Source organism: Afipia birgiae 34632, assembly GCF_000308295.2.
Taxonomy (GTDB): domain Bacteria; phylum Pseudomonadota; class Alphaproteobacteria; order Rhizobiales; family Xanthobacteraceae; genus Afipia; species Afipia birgiae.
In genome coordinates this window covers 1-23,835 of sequence record NZ_HG326652.1, presented here as the reverse complement: position 1 = coordinate 23,835, position 23,835 = coordinate 1, and the positions used below count along the sequence as shown (strand labels likewise).

The following is a 23,835-nucleotide window of genomic DNA, read 5'->3' as shown; positions in this document are numbered from 1 at the left end:
CAAACGTTCATGCGCATGATTCTGCCCCTACCCGGAAACGAGACCTTCGCCCGCCATCTGGCAAAAACCGGAGGATGGGAGCTTGGTGAGATCGAGACGCGCCGTTTTCCTGACGGCGAAACCTATGTGCGGATTCTATCCGATGTCGCGGACCGACGCGTCGATCTCGTCTGTACACTGGCGCGACCGGACGACGGGTTCCTGCGTCTCGTTTTCGCAGCCGATGCGGCCCGGTCGCTCGGCGCGCGCGAGGTCACGCTCATTGCACCTTATCTCGCCTATATGCGGCAAGATCGTCGCTTTCTGACCGGCGAAGCGGTGACGTCAAAGACCTTCGCCCGCCTCGTTTCTTCGACCTTCGACCGACTGGTGACGATCGACCCGCACCTTCATCGCTATCCCACTCTTTCCGCGCTCTACACGATCCCAACCGAGACGCTTCATGCCGCGCCGCTTCTCGCCAACTGGATCGCGGCGGAAGTGGAAAAACCTTTCGTCATCGGGCCGGATGAGGAAAGCAACCAGTGGGTCTCGGCCATTGCAGCACGTATCGGCGCACCCCATGTCGTTCTGCGCAAGATCAGGCACGGCGACCGCAGCGTCGACATCGAACTCCCCGATCTTTCGGAATGGCGTGGGCGGCAACCGGTTCTCGTTGACGACATCGCTTCCTCCGGCCGCACGATGATCGAGGCGGCCCGGCAATTGCCACTTCAGGGGCTGCCACGGCCGATCTGCGCAGTAGTCCACGGCGTCCTCGCGGACGACGCCTACGAGCGTCTTCAGGCCGTCGCGCAGAGGATCGTCTCCAGCGACAGTGTTCCGCATCCGAGCAATGCCATTCCCCTCGCGCCGCTGATTGCGTCAGCCATCGCATTCGCGGATAAAGCCGAGGAGGACTTGATCCGTCACCGTCGGCCACCGGAACCGCTGGATGAGGTTGAGCGAGCAGGCATGGACTCCTTCCCGGCCAGCGATCCTCCGCCATGGACGGCCGGACGATGATGCCGAAGCCCCTCCGGAGAACGGCAAGTGAAGCAAGGCGACCCCGTTGCGGCATCCAATTCTCGTTTGAAGCGGGCAGAACTGGCGTCATCCTTCGGCGCCGGCCTTCTCGGCCTTGGGCTGGGGGCGATGGCGGCGCCCTACATCGCCGATTTAGCTCTATTCGTGCTGGTCGCAGGAGCCCTGATGCATGGCTGGGGCATGTACGACAAACACGCGACCGAACGCGATCTTGGGCGACCGGAAGTCGTCTGGATGAAGGCGCTCCACTGGTCGTGTTGGCTTGTCCTGGCTGGGCTGGCAGCCGTGCTCGTTTTCAGGGTCCTCTTCTAGACGACCTGATACGAGCCACGGCGCAATCCTGCCAGCAATCATTCGCCCCGGCCAAGTGGTGTCACCTGCGACGTCGCCTAGGCGGAATGCCCGGACACGGAACACAATCACATAAGCGTGGGCAGGAAGCATGAGCGGATTGAAATCGGCGGCATTCGAGCAATGGCGGAAGGGTTACGGACCGATTCAACACAGCGCTGAAACAGCCGATCGGATTGCCGGCTTAGCAGCATCCACGCCGCTTGATGCCGACAGGCTCTACAGCCTACTCGCCGCCGCTGATCGCCTGGCCTGTGCGGCGATGTGGACCGTCGTCCATATGACCTATGCCCGCCGGGTCGATCTATCCGGCGCCCCATTGCCGGCCGACGCCTTCAAATCAACGCCCGAAGGCCATACCGGTGGTTCACTCAATATTGTTCCGGCCTTCGTCGGCTATCTCGCCGCCAACACGATCACCGCAACGACTCGCTCCTGGCTGATGGGCCAAGGTCATTGCGTCGCAGCGATCGAGGCCATCAACGCGCTAACCGGTGACGTCTCGCCGGCTCAAAAGGGCCGCTACAACCGCACTGAGGAAGGGCTCTCACGGCTCGCCGCCGACTTCTATTCCTATGCGATCGATGCGGAGGGCAGCGCCGCGGTCCCGCTCGGGAGCCATACGGGTCCCAACACTGCCGGCGCGATCTCCGAGGGAGGCTATCTTGGCTTCGCAGAAGTTCAATATCTGCATATGCCGCTTCCGGGAGAAACGCTCGTCGCCTTCCTGAGCGACGGTGCATTCGAGGAGCAGCGTGGCTCCGACTGGACGCCCCGCTGGTGGCGAGCCGAGGATTCCGGCCTTGCGATCCCCGTCATGATCCTCAACGGACGCCGCATTGAGGAGCGCGCGCAGATCGCCCAGCAGGGCGGTTCCGACTGGCTCGCAGCCCATCTTCGCCACAATGGCTTCGATCCCTTCACCGTGGACGGCCGCGACCCGGCCGCCTTCGTCTGGGCGATCCTTACCGCCGAGGAGCGTCTTGAACGCTTCGCCGCCGATGCCGACCACAGCTATCCCGCGCCCATTCCCTATGTGATCGCCGAGACGGTCAAAGGGTTCGGCTTTCCGGGCGCCGGCACCAATGCCGCGCATAACCTCCCGATCGATGGAAATCCGTCCCGAAACGAAGGGGCGCGACGCGCGTTCAACGAGGCTTGTGCCACGCTCTTTGTGTCACCCGAAGAGATCGGCCGCGCGGTGAACGCACTTGCCATCCACGACCAGCAAAATCGATCACCCGAAAGCAGGCATCCACTGGCGATCCGCCGGCCGCCACCACCTCGGCTTCCCGACCCCGAATGGACTCGCGCGGGCGAGCCGCCCGATTGCGCCATGCACGCGCTCGATCGCTGGTTCGTGCGTGTCGTCGACGCCAATCCGGGCTTGCGGCCACGGGTCGGCAACCCCGACGAGTTGCGCTCCAACCACATGGGCGCGACCCTCGATCGACTGCGGCATCGCGTCAACACGTTGGAACCCGGCGTAGCGGAGGCGGTGAACGGGGCCGTCATCACCGCGCTGAACGAGGAAGCCGTGGCGGGTGCGGCGCTCGCCAACAAGGGCGGGATCAACCTGATTGTCAGCTACGAAGCCTTCGCCATGAAGATGCTCGGAGGTCTGCGCCAAGAGATCGTCTTCGCCCGGCGGCGGCACGAGGTCGGCCAGGAACCCGGCTGGATTTCGGTTCCCCTCGTCGTAACCTCCCATACTTGGGAGAACTCCAAGAACGAGCAGTCGCATCAGGATCCGACGATCGGTGAGGCATTGCTCGGCGAAATGTCGGACACCGCCCGTGTTATGTTTCCTGTCGATGCCAACAGTGCCATGGCGGCGCTCCGTTCGGTCTACGAAGGGCGTGGCCAGGTAGCCTGCCTCATCGTGTCGAAGCGCGACATGCCGCACCGGCTCGATGGCGCGACGGCAGGCCGGTTCGTGACCTTGGGCGCGGCACATATCGACGGCAATCCCGGCGAAGCCGACCTGCAACTGGTGGCGATTGGAGCCTATCAGCTTGAGGAGGCGCTCAAGGCGTCGCGACGCCTCACGGCTCGCGGCCTCAAAGCCCTTGTGACGGCAATGGCGGAGCCGGGTCGCTTCCGTGCGCCGCGCGATTCGATTGAGGCCGCCTTCACTGCGAGCGACAATGATCTTGCCGCGTTGTTTCCCCCGCAGCTTCCCCGCGTGATCGTCACCCATACGCGGCCCGAGCCGATGCTCGGCCTGTTGCGCCGGCTGGACGGCGGCCCGACACGGACGATCGCACGCGGCTACATTAGCCGCGGTGGCACGCTCGACGTCGCAGGCATGCTGTTCGCCAATCGCTGCTCTTGGGCTCACCTGATTGATGCAGCGGCCCCGCTTGCCGGGCGGCCGCGCGACGAATTTCTCACACCCACCGAACGCGACGCCATCGACGGACGGGGCGACCCGGCTGATCTTTTCCAACCCTCGATCTGAAGGCCATCATGCTTACACTTACCTCACTCGGCGGTGCAGGAACCGTCACCGGCTCGAAACATCTTCTCTCTCACGGCGGAAAGCGCATTCTGATCGACTGCGGCCTATTCCAGGGCCTGAAGAATTTGCGCGAGCTGAACTGGGCGCCATTGCCGGTCGAGCCTTCCAGCATTGATGCTGTTGTCTTGACCCACGCCCATCTCGACCATTCTGGCTATCTGCCCAAGCTTGTGCGCGCCGGCTTTCGAGGCCGCATCTTCGCAACCGACGCCACCCGCGATGTGGCCGAGCTGATCCTTAAAGACAGCGGTTATCTTCAGGAGAAGGATGCCGAATACGCCAACCGCAAGGGATTCTCGAAGCACAAGCCGGCCTTGCCACTCTACGGCATTCGCGACGCGGAACGTGCGCTTGAGTTCTTTTCGCCCGTCCCCTTCGGTGAGACCGTTCCGCTTCCGGGCGGCGCGACGCTGACATTCCGTCGTGCCGGGCACATCCTGGGCGCCGCAACCGCCGATATCGAATGGGCCGGCCGCCGCGTTGCCTTCTCCGGCGATCTCGGACGTTACGACGATCCGGTGATGCCCGATCCCGAGCCAGTTTCGGAAGCCGACTTCATTGTCATCGAATCCACCTACGGCAATCGCATTCACGAACAGAGCGACACCACCGAGGTTCTCGGGGCGGTGATCAAGCGCACAGTCCAACGCGGCGGCACCGTCGTGATCCCCGCTTTCGCCGTCGGCCGCGCACAGTCGCTGCTCTATCATCTGTGGAAACTGAGGACCGCCGGCAGACTGTTGAACATTCCGATCTATCTTGACAGCCCCATGGCGATCGACGCGACCGACTTGCTTCATGCGCACCGTGCTGATCACCGCCTCACGCCGGAAGTCTGCGGCGCGATCTGCGGAATCGCGACTTACACGAGAGACGTCGAGAGTTCCAAGGCGATCACCGCCAGCCGCTATCCCAAGGTGGTGATCTCGGCGAGCGGCATGGCGACCGGCGGCCGCGTGCTCCATCATCTGAAGGCATTCGCGCCTGATCACAAAAACACGGTCCTGTTCTCCGGTTTCCAAGCCGCCGGGACGCGAGGGCGAGCGATGTTACAGGGTGCTAGGGAGATCAGTATCCACGGCGAATGGATTCCGGTTCGGGCGGAGGTCGACGATCTGGCGATGCTCTCGGCTCATGCCGACGCCAACGAACTGATGCGCTGGCTCTCGGGCTTCCGTCACAGACCCTCGCGTGTCTTCATCGTGCATGGAGAGCTCGAAGCGGCTGAGGCGCTGCGCGTTCGCATCGACAAGGATCTCGGGTGGAACGCGACCGTTCCCCGTCAGGATCAGGCGTTCGATCTATGACCGCCCTCGAACCGAACGACGCGGTCGCACAGCCGACGCTCCGCGCCAAGCGTCTTGGCCTCCACACCCAGCATCAGGCGGTTGTCATCATGCGCACAGACTGCCATGTCTGCCGATCGGAGGGTCTTGCCGCGCGCGCGCAGATCCTCGTTTCGGCCGGCAGCCGGCAAGTGCAGGCAACCCTCTTCCAGGTTGAGGGCGACGAATTAATCGCGCTCGACGAGATTGCGCTTTCGGAGACCGCTTGGACAATCCTCGGCGTTGCTAACGGCGAGGCTGTCAAAGTCACACACGCCCCCACAATCGAATCGTTGGCAAGCGTCCGCCGACGTATCTACGGCAACCGCCTCGACGCATCCGCCTTTGCGGCGATCATCAATGACGTCGTCGCCGGCCGATACACCGACGTGCATCTTGCCGCTTTCCTGACGGCGAGCGCCGCGCTACCTCTGGACGAGGAGGAGACCGCCGACCTCACTGGCGCGATGGTTGAGGTCGGTGATCGCATGACCTGGGATGCCCCGATCGTCGTCGATAAGCACTGCATCGGCGGCCTGCCGGGCAATCGCACCACGCCGATTATTGTCGCCATCGTTGCGGCGCATGGCCTTATCATGCCCAAGACCTCCTCGCGCGCGATAACCTCGCCAGCAGGTACGGCCGACACGATGGAGACGCTCGCTCCAGTCGACCTCGACATTGCGACGCTCAGGCGTGTCGTGGAGGCAGAGGGTGGCTGCATCGCCTGGGGTGGCGCAGTGCATCTCAGTCCCGCCGACGACATCTTCCTGCGCGTCGAGCGTGAGCTCGACGTCGATACGGAAGGCCAGCTCATTGCGTCCGTGCTGTCGAAGAAGATTTCCGCTGGCTCGACCCATGTGGTGATCGATATCCCTGTCGGCCCGACCGCCAAGGTTCGCAGCGAGGAGGTCGCTGGTCACCTCGCCGAGCGCATGGGGGCGGTCGCAGCACGCTTTGGCCTGACCGTGACATGTCTCCAGACCGATGGGTCGCAGCCGGTCGGCTGGGGCATCGGGCCGGCCCTTGAGGCTCTCGACGTCCTGGCTGTTCTTCAAAATGCCAACGGTGCACCGGACGACCTTAGGAGGCGCGCCGCAGCGCTTGCGGGCGCAGCACTCGAAATCGGCAGAAAAGCTGAAAAGGGTGAAGGGACTCGGCTGGCGCTTAAAACGCTTGCCGAGGGTCTAGCCTGGACGAAGTTCAAGGCCATCTGCGAGGCGCAGGGCGGAATGCGTACGCCCCCGAACGCGTCCAACGTCCACCCGCTTGTAGCGCCACACGCAGGACGTATCGTCCATATCGACAACCGAAAGCTCGCCCGCCTTGCCAAACTCGCCGGAGCGCCCGAGGCTAAGGCTGCCGGTGTTCGCATGAACGTGCGGCTGGGCCACGAAATTGATAAGGGCCAGCCAATGCTTCATGTCCATGCCGAGACGCGCGGCGAACTCGCTTATGCTCTCGAATATGCTGCCCGGTCCGGCGATATCGTCAAGGTCGAACCATGAGGCGATTGTGGGTGGGTTCAATCGCATCGTTCTCGCCGGCGTCGTGGCAGTGCCTTGGCATCATTTCTATCGGCTCAACGATGCGCTGCACAAGGTGATCAAGCACACATGAAAACCTCGATCGCCGCCGTGCTTCGCTAGTGTCGGACTGATGTAGATAGTAAATACTCGTCTTCTGGTCATACAAGTCTTGTCGCGCTAGAAGGAAACAAAGCCTTGCGCATATGCGACGCTCGCCATGCAGCCGGAGGACCAACCTCTCCCGCGTCAGTGGATTGCAACCGAACCCAAGCTTTTCTGACACGGTGCACGACGTGGATTCCCTGATCCCTCGACTTGGCCTAGCTCTGGCGATTGGATTGCTTGTTGGGCTCGAGCGCGGCTGGCGCGAGAGGGAAACCCCGGACGGTGGCCGCACCGCTGGCATCCGAACGTACAGCATCGCGGGATTGCTCGGTGGCATCGTCGCGGCGCTTGCCGTCAGCCTGAGCGCGCCCTCAGTGCTCATCGCAGGGTTTCTTGGCTTTACCGCCGTATTCGCGTGGTATAAGGCGCGTGAATCCATCCATGATCAGAACTATAGTGTGACCGACGTCGTCGCCGGGCTCAGCGTATTTGCGCTGGGTGCTCTCGCCGTAGTCGGAGACCATCGCGCTGCTGCCGCCGCCGGAACTGCGCTCGCTACTGTTCTAGCCAGTCGCGATCTTCTGCACGGACTTCTCAAGCGAATTTCCTGGATCGAACTTCGTTCTGCACTGGTGCTTGCCGTGATGACAGCAATCATCCTCCCGCTGCTGCCCAACCGCGCCATCGATCCCTGGGGCGGCTTCAATCCTCAGCAGGTCTGGCTCTTCACCGTGTTGACGGCAGCCATTTCTTTCCTTGGCTATATTGCCGTTCGGGCGTTCGGTACAACTCGAGGTGTCTTGGTGAGCGGTCTCGCGGGAGCGGTCATCTCGTCCACCGCAGTGACGTTGGCGTTGGCACGAAGCGCTAAGACCGGCGCAAATCAATGGCCGCTGGCGGGGGCGGCTACTCTAGCTGCAACCGTATCCCTGATTCGGGTCACCGCGATTGTTGCAATTGTCGCGCCGTCCGTACTGGGCGTTGTGGGCTTGGCCATTCTGGCGGCGATCGGAGGCTTTACACTCTGCGGCATTCTCTTCCTGTCGCGCCATGCCATCTCCGGCGAAGCGACACAACCACCACGCAACCCTTTCGAACTGGGCCCGTTGGCCCTGTTCGCGGGGCTTTTCGCGGTCGTTTCCACGGTGAGCGCTGCGTTCTCGGTCGGAAGCAGCAGTGGAATGGTGGCGACTTCCGCCGTCTCGGGTATGTTCGATGTCGACGTTGCGGTGCTCAGCGCGCTGCGGCTCATCGGGCAACAGGCGACCGTAGAGGCAGTCGGGCATGCAGTGCTTCTCGCACTCACGACGAACGCACTAGGCCGGTTGTCGGTCGCTATCGTCGCCGGGCCGGTTCGCTTCTGGCTACCGCTGGCCGGGGCCACGGCTATGGCCGGTGTCCTCGGCCTTGTGGCGTTCGTTACGTTACCGCACTTCGAATGGCTGGGTATGCCCGGTGTTCTGGGAAACTGAGCCCAGAAGATTTCGAGCGCCCCATTTGCCCAGTCCTGAATTGCCCGCATTGCCGAGCGTCCGGAAGACGACAGCCTCGCGAGGGTATCGCGTTCGCGATCCCGACTTGTCGGAAAGCCCATTCAGGCTGCTTGCACTTTCACAGGTCCGGTCCGCCCATCCTGCGCCCTCATCGCCTGTGCCTCAACAGCAGGGACAGAGCCGAGCCCGCTGCCAGGAGGAAGAGGATCGCGATGAACCAAAGGAAGTCCGAACTCAGGATGGTGTTGCCGTAAACGAAACGTCCGAAGGCAACGAGAACGCCAGCCGCAGTTGCCCAGGAAAGCCATCGCGTGCGCCCTGTCAGCATGAAGGTGCCGATACCCAGCAGCACGATCCCAAAGCCGGCGATGAAACCGCCCCAGCTCCTGAACACGACGCCGAGCCAGTCGAAAAATGCCGGTGGCAAGGTCGCAATATCGATTCCGGAATGTCGGATGTCTTCCGGCAGAAGTGGCGGGCGCAGAGCCAGGAAATATATCGCCGTTCCCAAGGTGAGGACGCCGAGCGCAAATATCAGAGCACCGCTGAGGGGGTTTTTGCCGGAGTCCATGGAGTGCTTCCTTCCATTGCGGCAGCCCTGAGATTCAGCAGGGTGTATCTGCGCTTGGCCCTAGGCTGACTATTGATCACCGCCGTCGCCGGCCCGGTTCGCTTCTGGCTCTGCTGGCCTGGCCACGACCGTGACGGATTCAACGCAGCTAACGCATGGCGGTTGCATTGTGCCAGTATTGTTGGGTCGCCAGAAAACTCTGATGTAAAATACTAATGGGCCGGCGCCACCATGCCGAGTCGTCAAATCGATTGTCTTGCGGCAGGGACTCTGACGCTGAAAGCGCCTTGTCACTGACCATTACGATGCAATTCGGTCGCTGGTGGCGCTGCCGGCCGTGCAGACTTGGGACCATCGTAAAGCATTCGGAATATCTGCTCCTCCGCCGCGTCGCGCTGCTTGCGCCCGTCTTCGATCGATTCGGAGACCCGCCCGATCGCTTCCCGTTCGCGACGAAGATCGGCATCGCCCACCGGCAGCGGCTGGCGGCGGGGCTCAATCAGACGCGCGAGCGCGGCGACGCCGTGCATCCACGGACTGAAGGATTCCGAAAGCAGGTAGCGGCTCGTGCGCATAGGGTGCAACCACTCGAGCGCGGCCGCCGTCCAGGGATTGGAAGCCATGCGCACGAACGGGCTGATCATCGTCTTGTAGAATTGCTCGTTCACCTCCGACAAATGGCGAACCTGCTCGAATGCCGCCCGCGGCGTCTCGAGCCGCAGATCTTCGACGCGCCGCTCTTCGAAACGGACCGAGTATTCCGGCTTGTGGCAGTCGGGGTTGTCGGTCGGATTGTCGATCTTCATCTCGTAGAGACCGGGAGCGAGGGTCTCAATCTCGCCGAGGCTTTCGAGTATCGCGCGATGTTCGAATCGCGCGACCTTGGCCGACACGAAAATGCCGAGGTGGCCAGCATGGGGGTTCGTCAGATAGACGATACGCTGGCCGGCGGCCTTGAGATCGCCGGTATCCTTGTACACGACCGGGATCCAGCCAAGCGCTTGATGCGGCGGAGTGATGTTGTCGCCATAGGAAGCGAAGATCACCAGCGGATTGCGAATGCGCCGAAGGTCAGCGACGCACCCCTCGCAGATCCGCATCTTGCCCTCCTCAAGGCGATTGCCGATAAAGAGGTTCTCGACGATGGCGACAATCTCTTCCCGGCTGAGAAAATAGAAGCCATTCCACCATCGCTCGAACTCGAGGAAGCGCTCCCGTTCCGTATCGACATGCGTGAACAGGTTAGCGTATTTCTCCCAGACGGCTTCGGGCTGAAGATTCTCGAAATTGAGGGCCAGCCACGCACCGTCCAAGCGGCCGTCGTTAAGATCGGCAAGAAGATGGGCGGACCAGACGCCGCCGAGCAGCCCGCCGGCGATCCGCATGGGATTCACCCCGGGGTCTCCCGCCCAGTAGGAGAGTGGAGAGCCGTTGAGCACGGCTGGCCCAATCAAACCTTCGCAGTCCGCCGAGAGCAAGGTGACCGCCCAGCCGGCCTGACAGTTGCCATAGAGCACCGGAGGCTTGCCGGGATGGCGCTTGACTACGTCTTCGACGAAACGTCTGAGCGCATGCAGTACATCGGCCAAGGTCTGGCCCGCGCAGGGTTCAGGGAAGAAGGAAACGAAATATACTGGATAGCCCTCATGCATGGCCATCCCAACCTCGGAATCGCGCTTCAAGCCGCCGATGCCTGGTCCTTGGCCCGCTCGAGGGTCGACAATGACGACAGGCGGCTTCGCCGGATCGACGCAATCCTCGATGCAATCGTCGCCAATCCGGGTTATCCGCAGGAGGGCGTAGTTGACAGGCCGTTCAAAATGGCGGGCATCGACCAGTGTCTCATAATCGAAGTCGAGAAGCGGCGGCATGCCAGCACGCTCGTGCGCGATCATGTTGTTGGCGCGCCGGCGCAGTGTATCCCAGAATAAAATAGATCGCTCGAAGAAATCCCGCTGATAGGCTAGGGGATTATGCATGATCTCAATCGGTGGGACTGGATACGCTTCGCCGACAGGTTTCACGTCATTTGCCGTAGCGGTCGCCACAACACGCTGTTGAAAAGCCGACGGCCTACTTGGTGTAGCCTTCGGCACGTCAACCAGCGCGGAACCAGATTTCGCTTCCGGCATCGTCATCTCCATCATCTGATCCTCATTTTCGAAGAATTTGAACAGCGAGTCGAAGATCAGGACGACATACCAGCCGTATGTAGAGCTCTCGACACGACCCCAGCGAGAAGCTCGGCCGCCCAGTATGCAACTACAAAGCCTTGCCGCTGCGTTCGGGGTCAGCGGCTTTGATTGCCTGCTGCCGGATCTCGTCCGCAGTCTCGCGCGCCATGGTCACGCAGTATTCCTGGACTCTTTGCGAGAGTTCGAGCCACGTCTTCATCTGTAGCCACGCCTCATCCAAGATAGCCGCCATGACGCTCGATTCTGCGGCAATCACATCCTGCGGTTGCCGGCACTGGATGAGTTCGAGAAGCGAGCGCCCGATTCGCGCATTGGCACCAAGGAAGGCACTCATCTGAGCGCCGTATGTCTCACCATAGGCCTTCTGAAGATCGGACGTGAAGACCTGAAAGCGCTTGAACTGACCGTCGAGCTTGCCGGCACCGTCCGTGCCCGATAGTCCCCACCACGCCAGCACAGCGTTCATGCGATCCAAGCTAATTGGTGGGCCGTTTTTGGTTGCCATTGTATTCTCCTTCATCATTTCTGTTGCAACAGCCGGATTCTGACTTACACAGCGTTCACCTAGTCCTGTTGGTGTCCTTTCGGGCTCGGGACGCGCTATGCCATACAATGGACGGCGCATGCGACCTCATCGACATCACCCAAAGTCTTTCTTCTCCATTGTACTCACCCGTCTTCAGACGGAGCTTTGGTATTGTCAGCGACGCGTCGAGTTAGTTGGCGAATGCGTTCGGTCTCCTCGCAGCGACAGTCGAGGAAACCATGCACTGGACAGGTCAGACACATCTCCTCTAGCCTCTTCCGCAGCGCTTGTCGTCCTCTGTGAAGTCGGACCGCGATGTTGTTGAGTGTTGCACCCAAGCTGGCAGCTATCCGATCACGGGGCTCGCCAAGAATGTCGGAGCGCCAAACGACATCAGCATATTCTGCCTTGAGCGTCGGCAGCAGCTTATGAAGGCAGTTGCAGACGGCTTCGTCAGTTTCTCGATCTGGCTCGATTGCCAAATTCTCAACATCGGTCCGCTCCATGTCGACCTCCTGACGGCGACGTCTGGTGACTCGGCGCTGATGATCGACGAGTGTCGTCGCTAGTATGCGCCCGAGCCATCCGCGGACCGCGCGGACATCTCGCAACTGCCAAGCATGTTCAAGCGCCCGGAGCGAGAAACGGTGTAGGAGTTCTTCCGCCTCGTCCCGACTGCCCAATCGGTGATGTAAAAAAGCGAGAAATTCCTCACGCGCCTCGACAAGCGCACGTCGCACAGCGGCGTCGGCTGGTTTCGCGGCCTCCCGGCCTTCCGCGTCATCTTCCGGACGCCGGTCGTCGGACCCGCGCTTTGTTGTCATCGTCTAGCCAAGTCTTTCCAAGCAAGATTAAGACGCAGTCCCGAACTGCGTCTAACAGCACCAGACAGGAATAAAACTTACGATTTCGACCGCTGACATTCTTTAATGCAGATCAAGCATCGCTCTTCAGTCCGCCGTGCGGCCTAGCATCGATGCCGCTCGGATAACGCGCCATTGGGCGGAACGACTAGGACGTGTGTGGCTGACCATGAGTGAGTAGACGAAGTCCGTTCAGCACGACGAGGAGCGATGCGCCTACATCCGCGGCGATAGCGCCCCAGAGCGACGCGAAGCCCGCGATCGTCAAGCCCGTGAATAACAACTTCACCACGAGTGAGAACCCGATGTTTTGCCGGATGATGGAGAGCGTTGCTTTCGAATGTTGGATCAACCAGGGTAACTTCGAGAGATCGTCCGACATCAAAGCGACGTCTGCGGTCTCGATCGCCGCATCGGAGCCGATCGCCCCCATCGCAATACCAAGATCGGCGCGTGCCATTGCCGGCGCGTCATTGACACCATCGCCGATCATAGCGACGGCACCACCCACTTTGTGAAATTCTCCGACGAGCCGCTCGATGGCGGCGACCTTATCTTCGGGAAGAAGCTCAGCCCTAACCTCATCCACACCGGTTTCACGGGCAATCACCTCCGCCGTCGCGCGATTGTCGCCGGTGAGCATGACGACGTGTTCAACTCCCACCGCGTGGAGCGCTGCCACGACTAGCTTCGCCTGCGGACGGACCGCATCTGCGATTGCTATCAAGCCCCACACGGAATTTTCGTCGCCCACTGCGACGACGGTGCGCCCGGCACCCGCAATCCGATCTGCCGAAAGCAGGACGTCCGGCGTCGCCGCCGTCTTTGCACGCTCCTCCAAATAGCTCCGGGATCCAAGCCATGCCTCGCGACCGCCAATCCGGCCGATCACGCCCTTGCCGCGCACCGCCTGCACGGAATCCGCAGGGACAAGATTGACGCTATGCTGTCTCGCTTCGTCAAGGATCGCACGAGCAAGAGGATGCTCGCTTCGCGCCTCCAGCGCGGTCGCGAACTCCAGCAACTGAGCTTCGGTGTGGTTGCCTAACGGGACAAGCTCGACAACCTTGGGCGGCCCTCAGTCAAGGTGCCGGTCTTGTCCGTGGCAATCGCCTTCAGCTTGGCGGGAGTTTCGAGGTGCACACCGCCCTTAATCAACACACCCTGTTTAGCCGCGCCTGCAAGCGCCGCCACAATCGTCACCGGGGTAGAGATGACGAGCGCGCAGGGGCAGGCGATCACAAGCAGCACCAGCGCGCGATAGAACCACGGCTCCCACACCCCACCAAAAACGAGAGACGGCGCTAGGAATACCGCCAATGCGAGCACCATGACCGCAGGTGTGTAAATTCGAGCGAACCGCTCGACCCATTTTTCACTCAGGGCTCGCCGACTCTGGGCCGACCCGACCATCCGGATGATACGAGCGAGAGTCGTATCTTGTGCAGCCTTGGTCGTTTGAATTTCAAGGGCTCCCTCGCTGTTGATCGTTCCAGCAAAGACTTCCTTGCCGGGCTCGACGGGCACAGGGACACTTTCTCCCGTGATCGGAGCTTGCTTCACCTCGCTTTCGCCGGCAAAGACCAAACCGTCGAGTGGAATTTTGTCACCGGGACGCACGACGATGTGTGCACCGACTTCAACATCGCCAGCCGTGACTTCTGTCTCGTTCCCATCAGAGTGACGAACACGAGCGATAGTCGAGGCCAGCTCCATGAGTGCCGCAACCGCCCGCCGCGCCCGCCCCAAACTCCACGCCTCGAGCGCCAAAGCCAGTGCGAAGAAGAATGAAACCGCCGCCGCCTCAAACCACTCGCCGATGCCAATCGCACCAGCCACTGCCACGACCATGAGCAAGTTTATGTCAGGCCGCAGACGTCGCGCCGATAGCATGGCTTTGGGAGCCACGTAGCGAACGGCACAAAGAATCGAGAGAGCGTAGGCTGCAATGGCCAGCAAAGGTGTACCGCCGGTCGCCTCGGCTGCGCCGATGCCACCGCCGAGGGACACGTGTAACCCAGACCAGCCGCGGCAAGTATCCCGCTCGCAGTGGTTAGCAGAGTTTGCGTGCGACGGCGGCGCTCGTCGGCGATTGTGGCGTCTGAAGTCGCCCCTTCTTGCCACAGCTCGGCCATCATACCCGTTCGACGCACGGCCTTTTCGATCTGCTCGACCGGCAACCCGCCCGCACGGCCTAGAACGGACATACGTCCGTTCACGAGATCGAATACGAGCTTGTCCTCGCCCCCGACGACCGGGCCAACCTCTCGCTTGAGGGCAGCCACCTCGTCGCCGCAGTCCATTCCGTGGACTTTGAACACCACCTGCTCGGACACCCCCACACGTTCAGGCAACGTTAGCGCATCACTCGCACAGCTCGTGCACGGCGTGTTCGCCGGGGTCTGACTTATCGCCGTCGTGTGGCTGTCATCGGACCACAGCTCCGCCACCATACCGGTGGACGCGACCGCCTCCCTGATCGCCTCTGCTGAGGCGAGGGACTGCGATGCCACATCCATTCGGCCAACTTTGGTATCGAAAGAGAGTCGTTCCTCGCCGCCGACCAACGGACCAACCGCAGCCTTGAGAGCCCGAACCTCATTTTGGCAATCAAGGCCTTTGACCTTGAATCGGGAGACCCGCGCTTGATCTTGCTGGTCTCGGTCCACCTGTGCCGGCATCGTGTCACCTCGATTTTTTCGACGCGACAGTTATATAGACCCTGTAGTCACTAGAGGGTCAAGCGATGCAGCGAACAGAAAAGCTCAGGATCGGCGATCTCGCGCGGGCCACCAATACGAAGGTTGAGACGATCCGCTATTACGAACTTATCGGCCTCCTACCGGCCCCGTTTCGTACGAGCGGCAATTTTCGGGCGTATGCACCCGAACATCTGGGCCGGCTCAGCTTCATTCGGCGGGCCCGCGATCTCGGCTTCACCCTCGATAAGGTTCGTGCACTCCTTGGTCTATCGGACCAGAAACGTCACTCTTGCGAGGCGGTCGATGTGATCGCGCGCGCGCATCTGGCCGACGTCAGCCGTAAGATCGAGGATTTGAAGGCGTTGAGAGCTGAACTCGACAGCATTATCAACCAATGCGGTCGCGGCACGATCGCCGATTGCCGTATCATTGAGGCACTAGCACCAACTAACCGTGCTCAGAGCGATTCACTAAGAGCTGCTTCTGGCCGGTCGGGCACTATTCAACAGCCTCCAATTCACTAATAAGCGTCATTTCCGGCCGAAGGGATCATAGCTCGGCTCCGCAACGCCTTCCCATCCGAACTCTTCCACAACACGCTCAATCAGCGCACGATCAATTTCCGCAGACGATGGCCACGCTCCGCCCTTTTTGGTCTCAACAAGATTAACCCGTCCAGCAAGAATACGGTCGACGTCACTGACAATTCCACCGTTGTCGTCGACAAACAATTTGCCGGCGTGCTCGGGCGGAAGTCGTTGAAATATGTCGCGTGCCTGCTCGATGGCTGCTCGGACCGTGCCCGAAATCGCTGCGGCGGTAACCGGGACGCTGGTCAGCACGCCGGCATCAATATCCGCCTGTCGGAATCCACTCGTGGCAGCAATCTTTTCAACCAACGACAGTGGAGACCAGGACTCGTCCTTTCCGGGCGCCGCCCAGCAAGCATGCCACAGTGGAAGCATGTGCTGATGAATCAGCGCCAGATCGACATAATCTCGCACTTGTCGACGTCCGCCCGCAGCAAGCGCCTTGTTCACAGCGAGGTCCGCCATGTGCAGCCGCCATCCGAACATCTCATCAGGTACCGGCGTGAAGAAATTCCACGACCCCGATTGTACCCACTGTATCCGCGTGATTCCTTCACCCTCACGGGAAACGGACGCCTCAAAAAGCCCTTCAAGAGGCCGCTGAACCTCGACGTCGAACCCAGCACTTCTCAGCGCGTCGATGTCTTTCCCGGCGATAGAAGCGATATCCGCGTCATCTGAATGAAAAAGATCTTGATCATCCGACAGCCTAAATCCGTGTCTTTGCAAGACGCTGCCACCGGCAAATGTGCTTCCCGGTGACCGTAGAGGCATGATCGTCTTGATGACCTCTTTCTGAAAATCATCAATGGGCATTGCTCAGAACTCCGCGGATCTTGGCGGCAAGACGCCACGCATTCATGTCTCCGTAGGTCCGGAGTTGCTGACAAACGGCCTCAAGGCCATCTCGCGTCCTCGGCGGATTGGAATTCCAAAAACATCGGGCTTTAAACCGCGCGAGGGCTTCCGCGTGAAGCGCAATGGCTTCCGACGACAGTTCCTTTTTCTCTCGGAATTGCGCGCGCAACTTCCGAGCCTCCTCCAAAATGCCAGTTCGTGCTTCGGCCGGCACCAAAATTTCGACGCGCACTAATCCGGCGCCGCCTCCCATTGTCCTGTATCGATCTGATCGGTCTTTTTGGCCCATAGTATCAAATATATAAACGTATCCGGGATACGTTTCAAGCCAATGTTCGGGGGCCTCAGTCTCGCTGGATACCTGACCCGCCCTAGCCTAACGGACTGAAAACCATCGCGCGATTCTATTCGGAAATCTGGTTAGCCAGAAACAAGGCGACACCCCAAACTTCACGATCCAGTTAGGAACCGAATCAAAACTGGGACGATGAGCACGGTCGCAAATGATAGAATCAAAATGATACGCGAGTTGAACGACGCGCATCATTCGTGCGGGTATCACTGGAACTTCGGTCCGCCGTGATAGCGGGGAAGGCTTCCACCGTCGTTAGCCATCGGCACGATCTGGGAACTTGGCGTCATTCTGCTGGATGCGAACGCATCACGCGGTCCGCTCTGAGCGGTGCCAATTCTGCTATGTACGGGGGCCGGCCTCGCTTCATTTGGCCAATAGCTCTTGTCGGTGATTGTCGAGCCCGCGTGGGCGGTTGCAGCTGTTGCCACCAGCGGCAACGAAAGTGCGATCTTGAGAAGGTGTTTCGTTAACATTGTCCGGCTCCATTCTTAGAAACGCGTGAAGTGCGCTTCTAAGAATGAGTTCGGAGCCAATCGTCTGCCGGTTACAGGCTCACGCTGACGTGAAGCTGCCTGCACAAAGGTCCTTCACCAGCGCAATAGGCGCGGTCCCAGTGCTGCGCCTGCTAACGTGCACAGCGCAATCGTGCCGCCGTACCAGACCGCAACAAACGGCAATGAATCATCGGTGCAATGAAGCGCATAAGCCATTGCACTGACGCCACCAGAAATGAGGCCGGCGATGGCACCTGTGCGGACGAGATTTGTGGGTGCGGCGCTTCGCACCGCCCAAATGGTAATGGCAAACGGCACGATAGCGGTGATCGGAATAGAAAAAAGGCATTCAAGCCATTGATCCCCGACAATCATTGCATCCCAATGCGAGCGCGGCGCGAATCCGAGGCTGATTGCGGCAAGCAACACAATCACGATGAACGGCATTGCAGCCATAATCGAAGGGGTTTTTTGCTCTCCGCCTGGGCGCGCCAACCTTGTGAGATAGATCAACGCCACGCCGACAATCACAACTGTGAACACAAGCTTCAGCAACAGGAACGTGAAGGCGCGAGCTGTCGTCAGATCCGGCCGGATGCCCGGCCCGATTAGGATGATGCCGAGCGCGAACACTGACGCGGCCACTACGGCAATGCAAATCGTCCGTACGACCAATCGACGACCGACCGGCTCGACGCTCGCACTCAGCATGGCAACCAGATCGTCTGTTTTCATGTTCCGGCTTCCCGGGCAATCAAGGCAGCCAGTGCCTTGAGCCCACGGTGAATGTTCACCTTTACAGCCAATTCCGAGATACCGCATCGGTCTGCTGCTTCAGCTATGCTGTGTCCGTCCAATTGCTCGCGGAGCTCCGGTCGAGGAGCGCAAACGTCCCACCTGGGAGAAAATAATCGGCCTTGTCGCGATCTCGGCGCCAGCGGAAGGCGATGGCCGCATATCGCCGGTCAAAACCAAGAATATGTCTCAAACTCGGATACGGAAGCCTCGTCGGATCCATCTCAGTTCGCATGTCACCTCAGAGCAGCAGTCCACAGTGTGACGGCCGCGACTAAGTCGGCAGTGTCGATTTCGTGAGCGTACTTCTCCCGCGCCTTATGGCGGGCGGCGACAAAAGCGGGGCGATCCGGGCAGCTTTGAACGAGGCGGGGAACGTCAGGGAGCTGCATGAGGGAGTTGGAACGCTGGGCTAAAGCCGTTTCAGCACGTCACCTACCGATCAAACTGTGAATACGGGCGAGAAGCCGCCTCCCGGCGTTCTAAGGTTGGTCGTCTGGCCCTGGTAAAGTCGAGCCGCGGCCAGAAGCAGACCGCCCCCATATGTGTAAAGCCGTACGTCCGCCTTCAGAAGCTCGGATGATTTGTCGACTCTGACTACTCGTTCGCCTGGCGCCGCAAGAGCCTGGGCGACATAGCTATCCGTCCTGATCTGAGCCCACACGGATCTCGTGAGCTTGTCACCTCGATACGCGGCCTTGCTGCCGTGACCGCCGGCGGGCTTGAAAAAAAGGCGCTTCCTGCTCGTCCATAGCTCATCTGCGTTGTCGGGCGTGACTGTTATCGTTCGCGGAACGCCCGTCGCGAGAGCTCCAATTTCTTCCGGTCCGACGCCGAATTGCCGAAGCTTTTCGGGATCGGAGAGCAAGGTAAGGTTGCGCTTGTCGGCAAAAAGAGCGTGGGCCCGCGGGTTCGGAGTGACGACGACCGCACCGTCCAGATAAGCCGACCTGAGCGCCACATGCTGGGGCTGCACAAGCGCGAAGTCGACGAGGCGATTATAGACAAGGTCGATGGGGCGGCTCGCAAACCGAAGGATGCCCTGATCGTAGAGAAGATGCCGTCCATCGACGACGACGGCCTCAATCCCATGTCGTTCGAAGAAGCGCTGAGCTAGAACGAATTCAGGGTGAAGGTACTGAGCCCTGGGATCGTCGTCGACAATGGCAACTCGCTTCAGGCTCCCAGAGCGCCCCTGCCGTGACCACTCCGCTTGAAACATGTGCAGCACAGCCGGTTCGAACTGATCGGCGTCGGAACGGCCGCGTGTCTGCCGAGCTTCCTGGCAGCAGTTCCGTTGCGCTCGCGCGAGCGGAGCTGTGAGAAAGGCTCCGCCAGCGTTGGTATTAACCTCGATCAGCTTTGGACCGTCCATCGCAATGTGGAAGTCGTACCCCATGAACGCGCCGAGGGGGCCTGGATCATAACGCGCTATGTCAGGCGCCCAGGCGAGGACAGCGTCGCGATAGGCGGGCCGGCCAGATACAAGCTCGATCGACCGCACGACCCTCAGCATCTGCTCGAACATCTGGGTCGAGACGAAGACAGCCACGTTTGAGAATAGGTGAGGGCGCGTCTCTAGCAGAGTTGTGCGGAAGGCAGCGTCGCCCGTCTCCCGTTCGAAAGCCTGACCGAGGACCGCTCTGTCGAGCGTGATGCAGAAGCAACCTTGGTTGAGCCGGTCCCATGGCGCCTGGGCCGGTGTTACTGTGCGCGTGTACTCTTGCTCACTCATGCCCTTGCCGTTTCCGCAGCACCGAAGGGGGTCGAAATCACTCTTGGGTTCGCCTGCGGCACCAACCTAAGCCCATGTCCCATGCCCTTGTCATGCCGTTGCGGAATTAAACACGCAATTCCTCGTCATCGAGACCGATGCTGGGCCAGCTGTCAGGGAATTTCGCAATGTAGGCTTATCACTCCCTTGCCTATGTTGAAAGCTTCCATCGTGGCTCAATGCTGATAGCAACCGGGTTGAGGGGGCGGAAAAAGCTTCTCATCGCGAAGCACAGAGCTACGCCGCGTCTGATCAGTCTGGCGCTTTTGCCGCGTCGATCGCGCAGTCGCTTCTCCGCACGTCGCCGCCGTGTCGTCCATTCGCTGACGACACGTAACGAGCCTCGGAAGCCGTGAGCCTGCAGACGACGCCAGAGCTCCGCGCCGTTACGGCAGCCCGTAGCCCATTGGGCATCGATGAAGGGTAAGTGCGCGTTGAGCGTGCTCTGCCGCGTTCGGAAGATATCCGTGCTCTCGCCTCGACTGACCTGACGAGTGAGTTTACGGCTGTACCCGGTTCGACGGACGATCTCCTTAAGCGGCACGCCATCCTTGACGAGCGCCATGATCGCGGCGTTGGTCTCCTCGCGCCGCAGATAGCCGTATATTGCAGTCGTTCCGCACAGGTGAGCAACTCTGGATTGATCATCGTAGCGCCGATTGCCGTACAGATCACGCGCATCGACCGGCGCACGGCACCGAGGAAGGCTGCGCTCGCGTTTTCCATCAGGTGCCAGCGATCGGCAACCTGGATGACCTCAGGCAGCGCCTTTGCGGCAGCCTCGCCATAGCCGCCGCCACGATCGCGCGATACTTATTTTGATCCCGGGATGGTCGGAAAGCCAAGCCTGCACCGTTGCAATCTCGCGATTGAGCAGCAACCTCACGATCCGCCGTCGCTCCAGATCGCAAACGATTGTTCCGTAGCAATGGTTGTTCCGGAAGGCCCAATCATCAATGCCGGCGACGACCAGAGGCTCGGCCCGCAGGCGGGCGCGTCGCCGGACAACCCGCAGCAGAGTGTCATTGCTCACCGGCAGCATCAATCGCTTGGCGAAGCTTGCCGCTGGTCTCCACCGAGCGCCAGGCCCAGATGATGGACGATGCATTCCAACCTGGCTGTTCGGCGTGACCGCACCGGGACGACATCCTGACCGAACCGCTCGGCGAAAATTCTCCGACGACAATGCGGAATCTCGCACAGGAACCGTCGCGCGATCACCCACAGACGTATCTGCCTACCCGCGCAGGGCAGGTCCGCGACTTGTCTGGCGTATCGGCTATGAATTCGGCGCGACGCCGTCCCGCACAGCGGGCACTCGGCCATCACCGCTTTCGATCGGACAGCTAAAATAGTCTAGTCAGATGAACCACTTACGCTCTCGATAACCAACCCACTCGGCACAAACGACGAGATTCGAATACCGGCTCGCATGTTTCTGATTCCCTCGTTGGAGAACCGCAAGCTCAGCAGAAAATATCATCAGATATGAGTCAGAGCCCTTATTCCATGCCGAAACACAATTAAGGGGCCGATTGACATTGTGGCGCCTCCAATAGACCCCCGCAGCCTTCCCCAACCATCGCCCAATGTCTCTACAGCGGTTACGGCTGGTTAGAAGGTGCGGTCGGTGTAAAGACCATGCGAGTATTCCCCTCCCCTCGAGCTCGCGAGCGGAGGGTCTCGTTCGCTTGGGCTTCGGCCGCGGCGACCCTCGATTGGGGCAGTTCGGTGCGGACCGCGTTGAGGAGATCACGCTCTTCCTTGACCTTGCGGCTTGAGCCGTCGCATCTCGGTCGGCAGCAGCCCGTCATACTTCTTCTTCCAATTGAAATACGTCGCCGGGCCGATCCCCGCCTTGCGACAGATGTCCGCAACCGGCATCCCGTCCGCACCTTGCTTCAAAATAAACGCTTTCTGGGCTTGCGAAAACTTTGAGGCCTTCATCGTCCTTCACTCCTCCCAGCCGGGAAATCGGCGCGAAAAGCTCTAACCAAAAATGGTCCAATTTGGCGGCCTCAGATCACCACCATTTGCGCTTGGCGCTATTTCGAGGCCACGGGGGGTGCCGAGAGGGGCGAGTTAGCTGTCGGGATCTCGTCACTCCATCCATGATCTTTCGCCGAATACCAGTCGCGTCCGACCAGATTATGGGTATTGCCGTGGCTGGGAAGTCGGACGCTCGCCGATGCACCGAAGGCTTGATCGGCGTTTCGCTGCACCAACTGATCGAGAATGAACATTGAACCGATGGCGAGAACGACCGCCGACACTGCTGATATGAGAAAAACGGGCATAGTCATCCTCCTCAACATTTCATTTGCGAGGTGAGAATATGAGCGAATCAATCGAGCGAATTGATCTGCCTCAAGACGGCCGAACGTTGGGAGATGCGGCAAAAGTCATTCGCTAAGGTAAAGCAATTTCGGTAAGGTTTCCTTTTTGACGTTTCTGGTATTGTGGCAGAAGACCATCATCAATCTTACCGAACCGTTGGACAACAACGAACGGTCCAGCGCGGCCCGGCGGGAATCGTTGCGAAGTCCAATAAGTTGGGAGCCTTTGCCATGAACCTGGGATCAACGCCGCGATGGGTCTGGACTGCTGTTGCAGTGATGGCCATCGCGGCTGCCGAATATCTGATGCGACCTCGAATCCAGCACCTAGGTTCAGGACCCGTTAATTTTCTTGCGAAGAGGCGTGTCGGCTGATTCATTGGTGTCGCTGGGAGGCACCGTGATGTCCGATTTGTTTCTGCTCACCGAGGCGCAGATGCGCCGGATCGAACCGTATTTTCCTTTGTCGCACGGGGGTTGCGAGGGTTGATGACCGGCGGGTCATCAGCGGCATCGTCTTCGTCATCAGGAACGGTCTGCGCTGGCGCGATGCGCCGCGTGCGTATGGGCCGCACAAGACGATCTACAACCGGTTTGTGCGCTGGAGCCGCCTCGGCGTCTTCAACAAAATCTTTGCCGAACTGGTGCGCAAGGCCGGCAACCCATCCCGGCTGATGATCGACGCCACCCATCTAAAGGCCCATCGCACCGCCGCAAGTCTTTAAAAAAAGGGCCTGTTCTCTGACGTATCGGGCGCACCTAGGGCGGTCTGAACTCGAAGCTGCACGCCGTATGTGATGGTCAGGGACGTCCCGTCATCCTGCTGCTCAGCGAAGGCCAGATGAGCGATTTCAAAGGCGCGGCTCTGATGATCAACGCGCTGCCGCCCGCGAAGCAGTTGCTCGGCGACAAGGGCTATGACGCCGACTAGTTCCGCCAGGCTCTCGCCGCGCACGGCATGCATCCCGTCGAAGTCAAACCGCAAGACGCCCATTGAACTTGATCGTTTGCTCTATCGCCAACGACACAAGATCGAAAACATGTTCGGAAGGATCAAAGATTGGAGGCGCATCCATACCCGTTACGACAGATGTGCCCATACCTTCATGTCTGCTATTTGCATCGCAGCCGCCGTCATCTTTTGGCTCTGATCAATGAGTCCTGACCCTAGTTAGATTGTCTGAAGCTTCGGAGGAAAAACTCGGCAAGAGCCATATCACGGATTGGCTGTCTCCATCATTTTTCAGACGAACTTCTGGTATATGTGGCAAACGACCTTCGCTTTTCAGCCTTGGCACAGCGCCGTCGAACTGAAGCGCTATCTTCATCGCTTCATAAACGAGTTTCCGCGTATCGAAACGCTCGGCGGCGTGAAGCGAACCGTTTACAATCAATACGATGCAATCGTCCGTCCCTTGATGACTTG

Annotated in this window: 20 protein-coding genes and 5 pseudogenes; 10 read left to right on the top strand and 15 right to left on the bottom strand. The window is 60.1% G+C overall.

All coding sequences use genetic code 11. The features are described from left to right. The first annotated feature begins 9 nt into the window (after positions 1–9). The 6 genes from BN32_RS00105 (at position 10) to BN32_RS00080 (ending at position 8,329) form a co-directional block, all read left to right on the top strand. Positions 10–1,005 (top strand): ribose-phosphate pyrophosphokinase, encoded by a 996-nt coding sequence (locus BN32_RS00105; RefSeq protein ID WP_019198835.1) that lies wholly within the window; start codon positions 10–12, stop codon positions 1,003–1,005. A gap of 27 nt (positions 1,006–1,032) precedes the next feature. After that, the gene (locus tag BN32_RS00100; protein ID WP_152343707.1) at positions 1,033–1,338 is read left to right on the top strand and encodes a hypothetical protein; all 306 of its coding nucleotides are present in this window, start codon (positions 1,033–1,035) and stop codon (positions 1,336–1,338) included. 130 nt (positions 1,339–1,468) lie between these two features. Continuing rightward, positions 1,469–3,838, top strand: coding sequence for a phosphoketolase family protein (locus BN32_RS00095; RefSeq protein WP_019198837.1), 2,370 nt, complete (start codon positions 1,469–1,471; stop codon positions 3,836–3,838). Between the two features lie 8 nt (positions 3,839–3,846). Further along, complete coding sequence (locus BN32_RS00090; protein ID WP_019198838.1) at positions 3,847–5,205, top strand: MBL fold metallo-hydrolase RNA specificity domain-containing protein; 1,359 nt, start codon at positions 3,847–3,849, stop codon at positions 5,203–5,205. Continuing rightward, positions 5,202–6,731, top strand: a complete 1,530-nt coding sequence (locus tag BN32_RS00085; protein ID WP_040425260.1) for a thymidine phosphorylase family protein — start codon at positions 5,202–5,204, stop codon at positions 6,729–6,731. Before BN32_RS00090 ends, BN32_RS00085 begins: the two co-directional genes overlap by 4 nt. 314 nt (positions 6,732–7,045) lie before the next feature. Then, on the top strand, positions 7,046–8,329 hold the full coding sequence (locus tag BN32_RS00080; protein ID WP_051488423.1) for an MgtC/SapB family protein: 1,284 nt from the start codon (positions 7,046–7,048) through the stop codon (positions 8,327–8,329). 169 nt (positions 8,330–8,498) lie between these two features. Here BN32_RS00080 and BN32_RS00075 read toward each other — a convergent pair whose 3' ends face one another. The 4 genes from BN32_RS00075 to BN32_RS27465 form a co-directional block, all read right to left on the bottom strand. Continuing rightward, entirely contained in the window at positions 8,499–8,921 is a 423-nt protein-coding gene (locus BN32_RS00075; RefSeq protein ID WP_019200254.1) for a hypothetical protein, read from the bottom strand. A 290-nt stretch (positions 8,922–9,211) separates the two neighbouring features. After that, on the bottom strand, positions 9,212–11,068 hold the full coding sequence (locus BN32_RS00070) for a DUF3141 domain-containing protein (RefSeq protein WP_019200253.1): 1,857 nt from the start codon (positions 11,066–11,068) through the stop codon (positions 9,212–9,214). 115 nt (positions 11,069–11,183) lie between these two features. Further along, a complete protein-coding gene (locus BN32_RS00065; RefSeq protein WP_156946927.1) occupies positions 11,184–11,621 on the bottom strand; it encodes a hypothetical protein in 438 nt (145 codons plus the stop codon). 164 nt (positions 11,622–11,785) lie between these two features. After that, positions 11,786–12,124 carry a sigma factor-like helix-turn-helix DNA-binding protein gene (locus BN32_RS27465; protein ID WP_244438142.1) on the bottom strand — a complete coding sequence of 113 codons (339 nt, stop codon included), beginning with the start codon at positions 12,122–12,124 and terminating at the stop codon, positions 11,786–11,788. On the opposite strand from BN32_RS27465, the gene BN32_RS27460 reads away from it, so the two are divergent. Continuing rightward, positions 12,071–12,211: a hypothetical protein gene (locus BN32_RS27460; RefSeq protein ID WP_244438175.1), complete on the top strand. Its 141-nt coding sequence runs from the start codon at positions 12,071–12,073 to the stop codon at positions 12,209–12,211. The genes BN32_RS27465 and BN32_RS27460 overlap by 54 nt on opposite strands. Positions 12,212–12,653: 442 nt before the next feature. Here BN32_RS27460 and BN32_RS28020 read toward each other — a convergent pair whose 3' ends face one another. The 3 genes from BN32_RS28020 to BN32_RS27455 are packed head-to-tail and all read right to left on the bottom strand — an operon-like array spanning position 12,654 to position 15,186. Next, the gene (locus tag BN32_RS28020) at positions 12,654–13,529 is read right to left on the bottom strand and encodes a heavy metal translocating P-type ATPase (RefSeq protein WP_283805236.1); all 876 of its coding nucleotides are present in this window, start codon (positions 13,527–13,529) and stop codon (positions 12,654–12,656) included. Positions 13,530–13,549: 20 nt separating this feature from the next. Next, the gene (locus BN32_RS28010) at positions 13,550–14,356 is read right to left on the bottom strand and encodes an HAD-IC family P-type ATPase (RefSeq protein ID WP_283805247.1); all 807 of its coding nucleotides are present in this window, start codon (positions 14,354–14,356) and stop codon (positions 13,550–13,552) included. A gap of 8 nt (positions 14,357–14,364) precedes the next feature. Further along, positions 14,365–15,186 carry a heavy-metal-associated domain-containing protein gene (locus BN32_RS27455; RefSeq protein ID WP_244438064.1) on the bottom strand — a complete coding sequence of 274 codons (822 nt, stop codon included), beginning with the start codon at positions 15,184–15,186 and terminating at the stop codon, positions 14,365–14,367. A 65-nt stretch (positions 15,187–15,251) separates the two neighbouring features. On the opposite strand from BN32_RS27455, the gene BN32_RS00050 reads away from it, so the two are divergent. After that, complete coding sequence (locus tag BN32_RS00050; protein WP_019200250.1) at positions 15,252–15,731, top strand: MerR family transcriptional regulator; 480 nt, start codon at positions 15,252–15,254, stop codon at positions 15,729–15,731. Positions 15,732–15,737: 6 nt separating this feature from the next. On the opposite strand, the gene BN32_RS26610 is transcribed toward BN32_RS00050, so the two are convergent. The 8 genes and pseudogenes from BN32_RS26610 to BN32_RS26605 all read right to left on the bottom strand — a co-directional run bounded on the left by BN32_RS26610 (position 15,738) and on the right by BN32_RS26605 (position 22,370). Beyond that, positions 15,738–16,613, bottom strand: a complete 876-nt coding sequence (locus tag BN32_RS26610; protein ID WP_152343732.1) for a hypothetical protein — start codon at positions 16,611–16,613, stop codon at positions 15,738–15,740. Positions 16,614–17,213: 600 nt separating this feature from the next. Beyond that, positions 17,214–17,483, bottom strand: a complete 270-nt coding sequence (locus BN32_RS27430) for a hypothetical protein (protein WP_082773470.1) — start codon at positions 17,481–17,483, stop codon at positions 17,214–17,216. A 114-nt stretch (positions 17,484–17,597) separates the two neighbouring features. Then, a complete protein-coding gene (locus BN32_RS00035) occupies positions 17,598–18,239 on the bottom strand; it encodes an NrsF family protein (RefSeq protein WP_019200246.1) in 642 nt (213 codons plus the stop codon). Further along, positions 18,236–18,364: pseudogene (locus BN32_RS25785) on the bottom strand (sigma factor-like helix-turn-helix DNA-binding protein); the annotation flags it as partial. The gene BN32_RS00035 and the pseudogene BN32_RS25785, both read right to left, overlap by 4 nt. A 377-nt stretch (positions 18,365–18,741) precedes the next feature. Next, complete coding sequence (locus BN32_RS00030; RefSeq protein ID WP_019200244.1) at positions 18,742–20,034, bottom strand: hypothetical protein; 1,293 nt, start codon at positions 20,032–20,034, stop codon at positions 18,742–18,744. 283 nt (positions 20,035–20,317) lie between these two features. Continuing rightward, positions 20,318–21,507: pseudogene (locus tag BN32_RS00025) on the bottom strand (ISL3 family transposase); the annotation flags it as partial. 342 nt (positions 21,508–21,849) lie between these two features. Further along, positions 21,850–22,020 (bottom strand): annotated as a pseudogene (locus BN32_RS00020) (transposase); the annotation flags it as partial. A 98-nt stretch (positions 22,021–22,118) separates the two neighbouring features. Continuing rightward, a complete protein-coding gene (locus BN32_RS26605) occupies positions 22,119–22,370 on the bottom strand; it encodes a hypothetical protein (protein ID WP_152343731.1) in 252 nt (83 codons plus the stop codon). A gap of 442 nt (positions 22,371–22,812) precedes the next feature. On the opposite strand from BN32_RS26605, the pseudogene BN32_RS25780 reads away from it, so the two are divergent. Both BN32_RS25780 and BN32_RS00005 read left to right on the top strand, forming a co-directional pair. Then, positions 22,813–23,560, top strand: a pseudogene (locus tag BN32_RS25780) (IS5 family transposase). Positions 23,561–23,570: 10 nt separating this feature from the next. After that, positions 23,571–23,835 (top strand): annotated as a pseudogene (locus tag BN32_RS00005) (oleate hydratase); the annotation flags it as partial.

Coding starts and splice junctions, on each gene's coding strand:
- BN32_RS00105 (WP_019198835.1), top strand. CDS start 10: ATGCGCATGATTCTGCCCCTACCCGGAAACGAGACCTTCGCCCGCCAT.
- BN32_RS00095 (WP_019198837.1), top strand. CDS start 1,469: ATGAGCGGATTGAAATCGGCGGCATTCGAGCAATGGCGGAAGGGTTAC.
- BN32_RS00090 (WP_019198838.1), top strand. CDS start 3,847: ATGCTTACACTTACCTCACTCGGCGGTGCAGGAACCGTCACCGGCTCG.
- BN32_RS00085 (WP_040425260.1), top strand. CDS start 5,202: ATGACCGCCCTCGAACCGAACGACGCGGTCGCACAGCCGACGCTCCGC.
- BN32_RS00075 (WP_019200254.1), bottom strand. CDS start 8,921: ATGGACTCCGGCAAAAACCCCCTCAGCGGTGCTCTGATATTTGCGCTC.
- BN32_RS00070 (WP_019200253.1), bottom strand. CDS start 11,068: ATGATGGAGATGACGATGCCGGAAGCGAAATCTGGTTCCGCGCTGGTT.
- BN32_RS00065 (WP_156946927.1), bottom strand. CDS start 11,621: ATGGCAACCAAAAACGGCCCACCAATTAGCTTGGATCGCATGAACGCT.
- BN32_RS27460 (WP_244438175.1), top strand. CDS start 12,071: ATGAAGGCAGTTGCAGACGGCTTCGTCAGTTTCTCGATCTGGCTCGAT.
- BN32_RS28010 (WP_283805247.1), bottom strand. CDS start 14,356: ATGGTCGTGGCAGTGGCTGGTGCGATTGGCATCGGCGAGTGGTTTGAG.
- BN32_RS27455 (WP_244438064.1), bottom strand. CDS start 15,186: ATGCCGGCACAGGTGGACCGAGACCAGCAAGATCAAGCGCGGGTCTCC.
- BN32_RS00050 (WP_019200250.1), top strand. CDS start 15,252: ATGCAGCGAACAGAAAAGCTCAGGATCGGCGATCTCGCGCGGGCCACC.
- BN32_RS26610 (WP_152343732.1), bottom strand. CDS start 16,613: ATGCCCATTGATGATTTTCAGAAAGAGGTCATCAAGACGATCATGCCT.
- BN32_RS27430 (WP_082773470.1), bottom strand. CDS start 17,483: ATGTTAACGAAACACCTTCTCAAGATCGCACTTTCGTTGCCGCTGGTG.
- BN32_RS00035 (WP_019200246.1), bottom strand. CDS start 18,239: ATGAAAACAGACGATCTGGTTGCCATGCTGAGTGCGAGCGTCGAGCCG.
- BN32_RS00030 (WP_019200244.1), bottom strand. CDS start 20,034: ATGAGTGAGCAAGAGTACACGCGCACAGTAACACCGGCCCAGGCGCCA.
- BN32_RS26605 (WP_152343731.1), bottom strand. CDS start 22,370: ATGCCCGTTTTTCTCATATCAGCAGTGTCGGCGGTCGTTCTCGCCATC.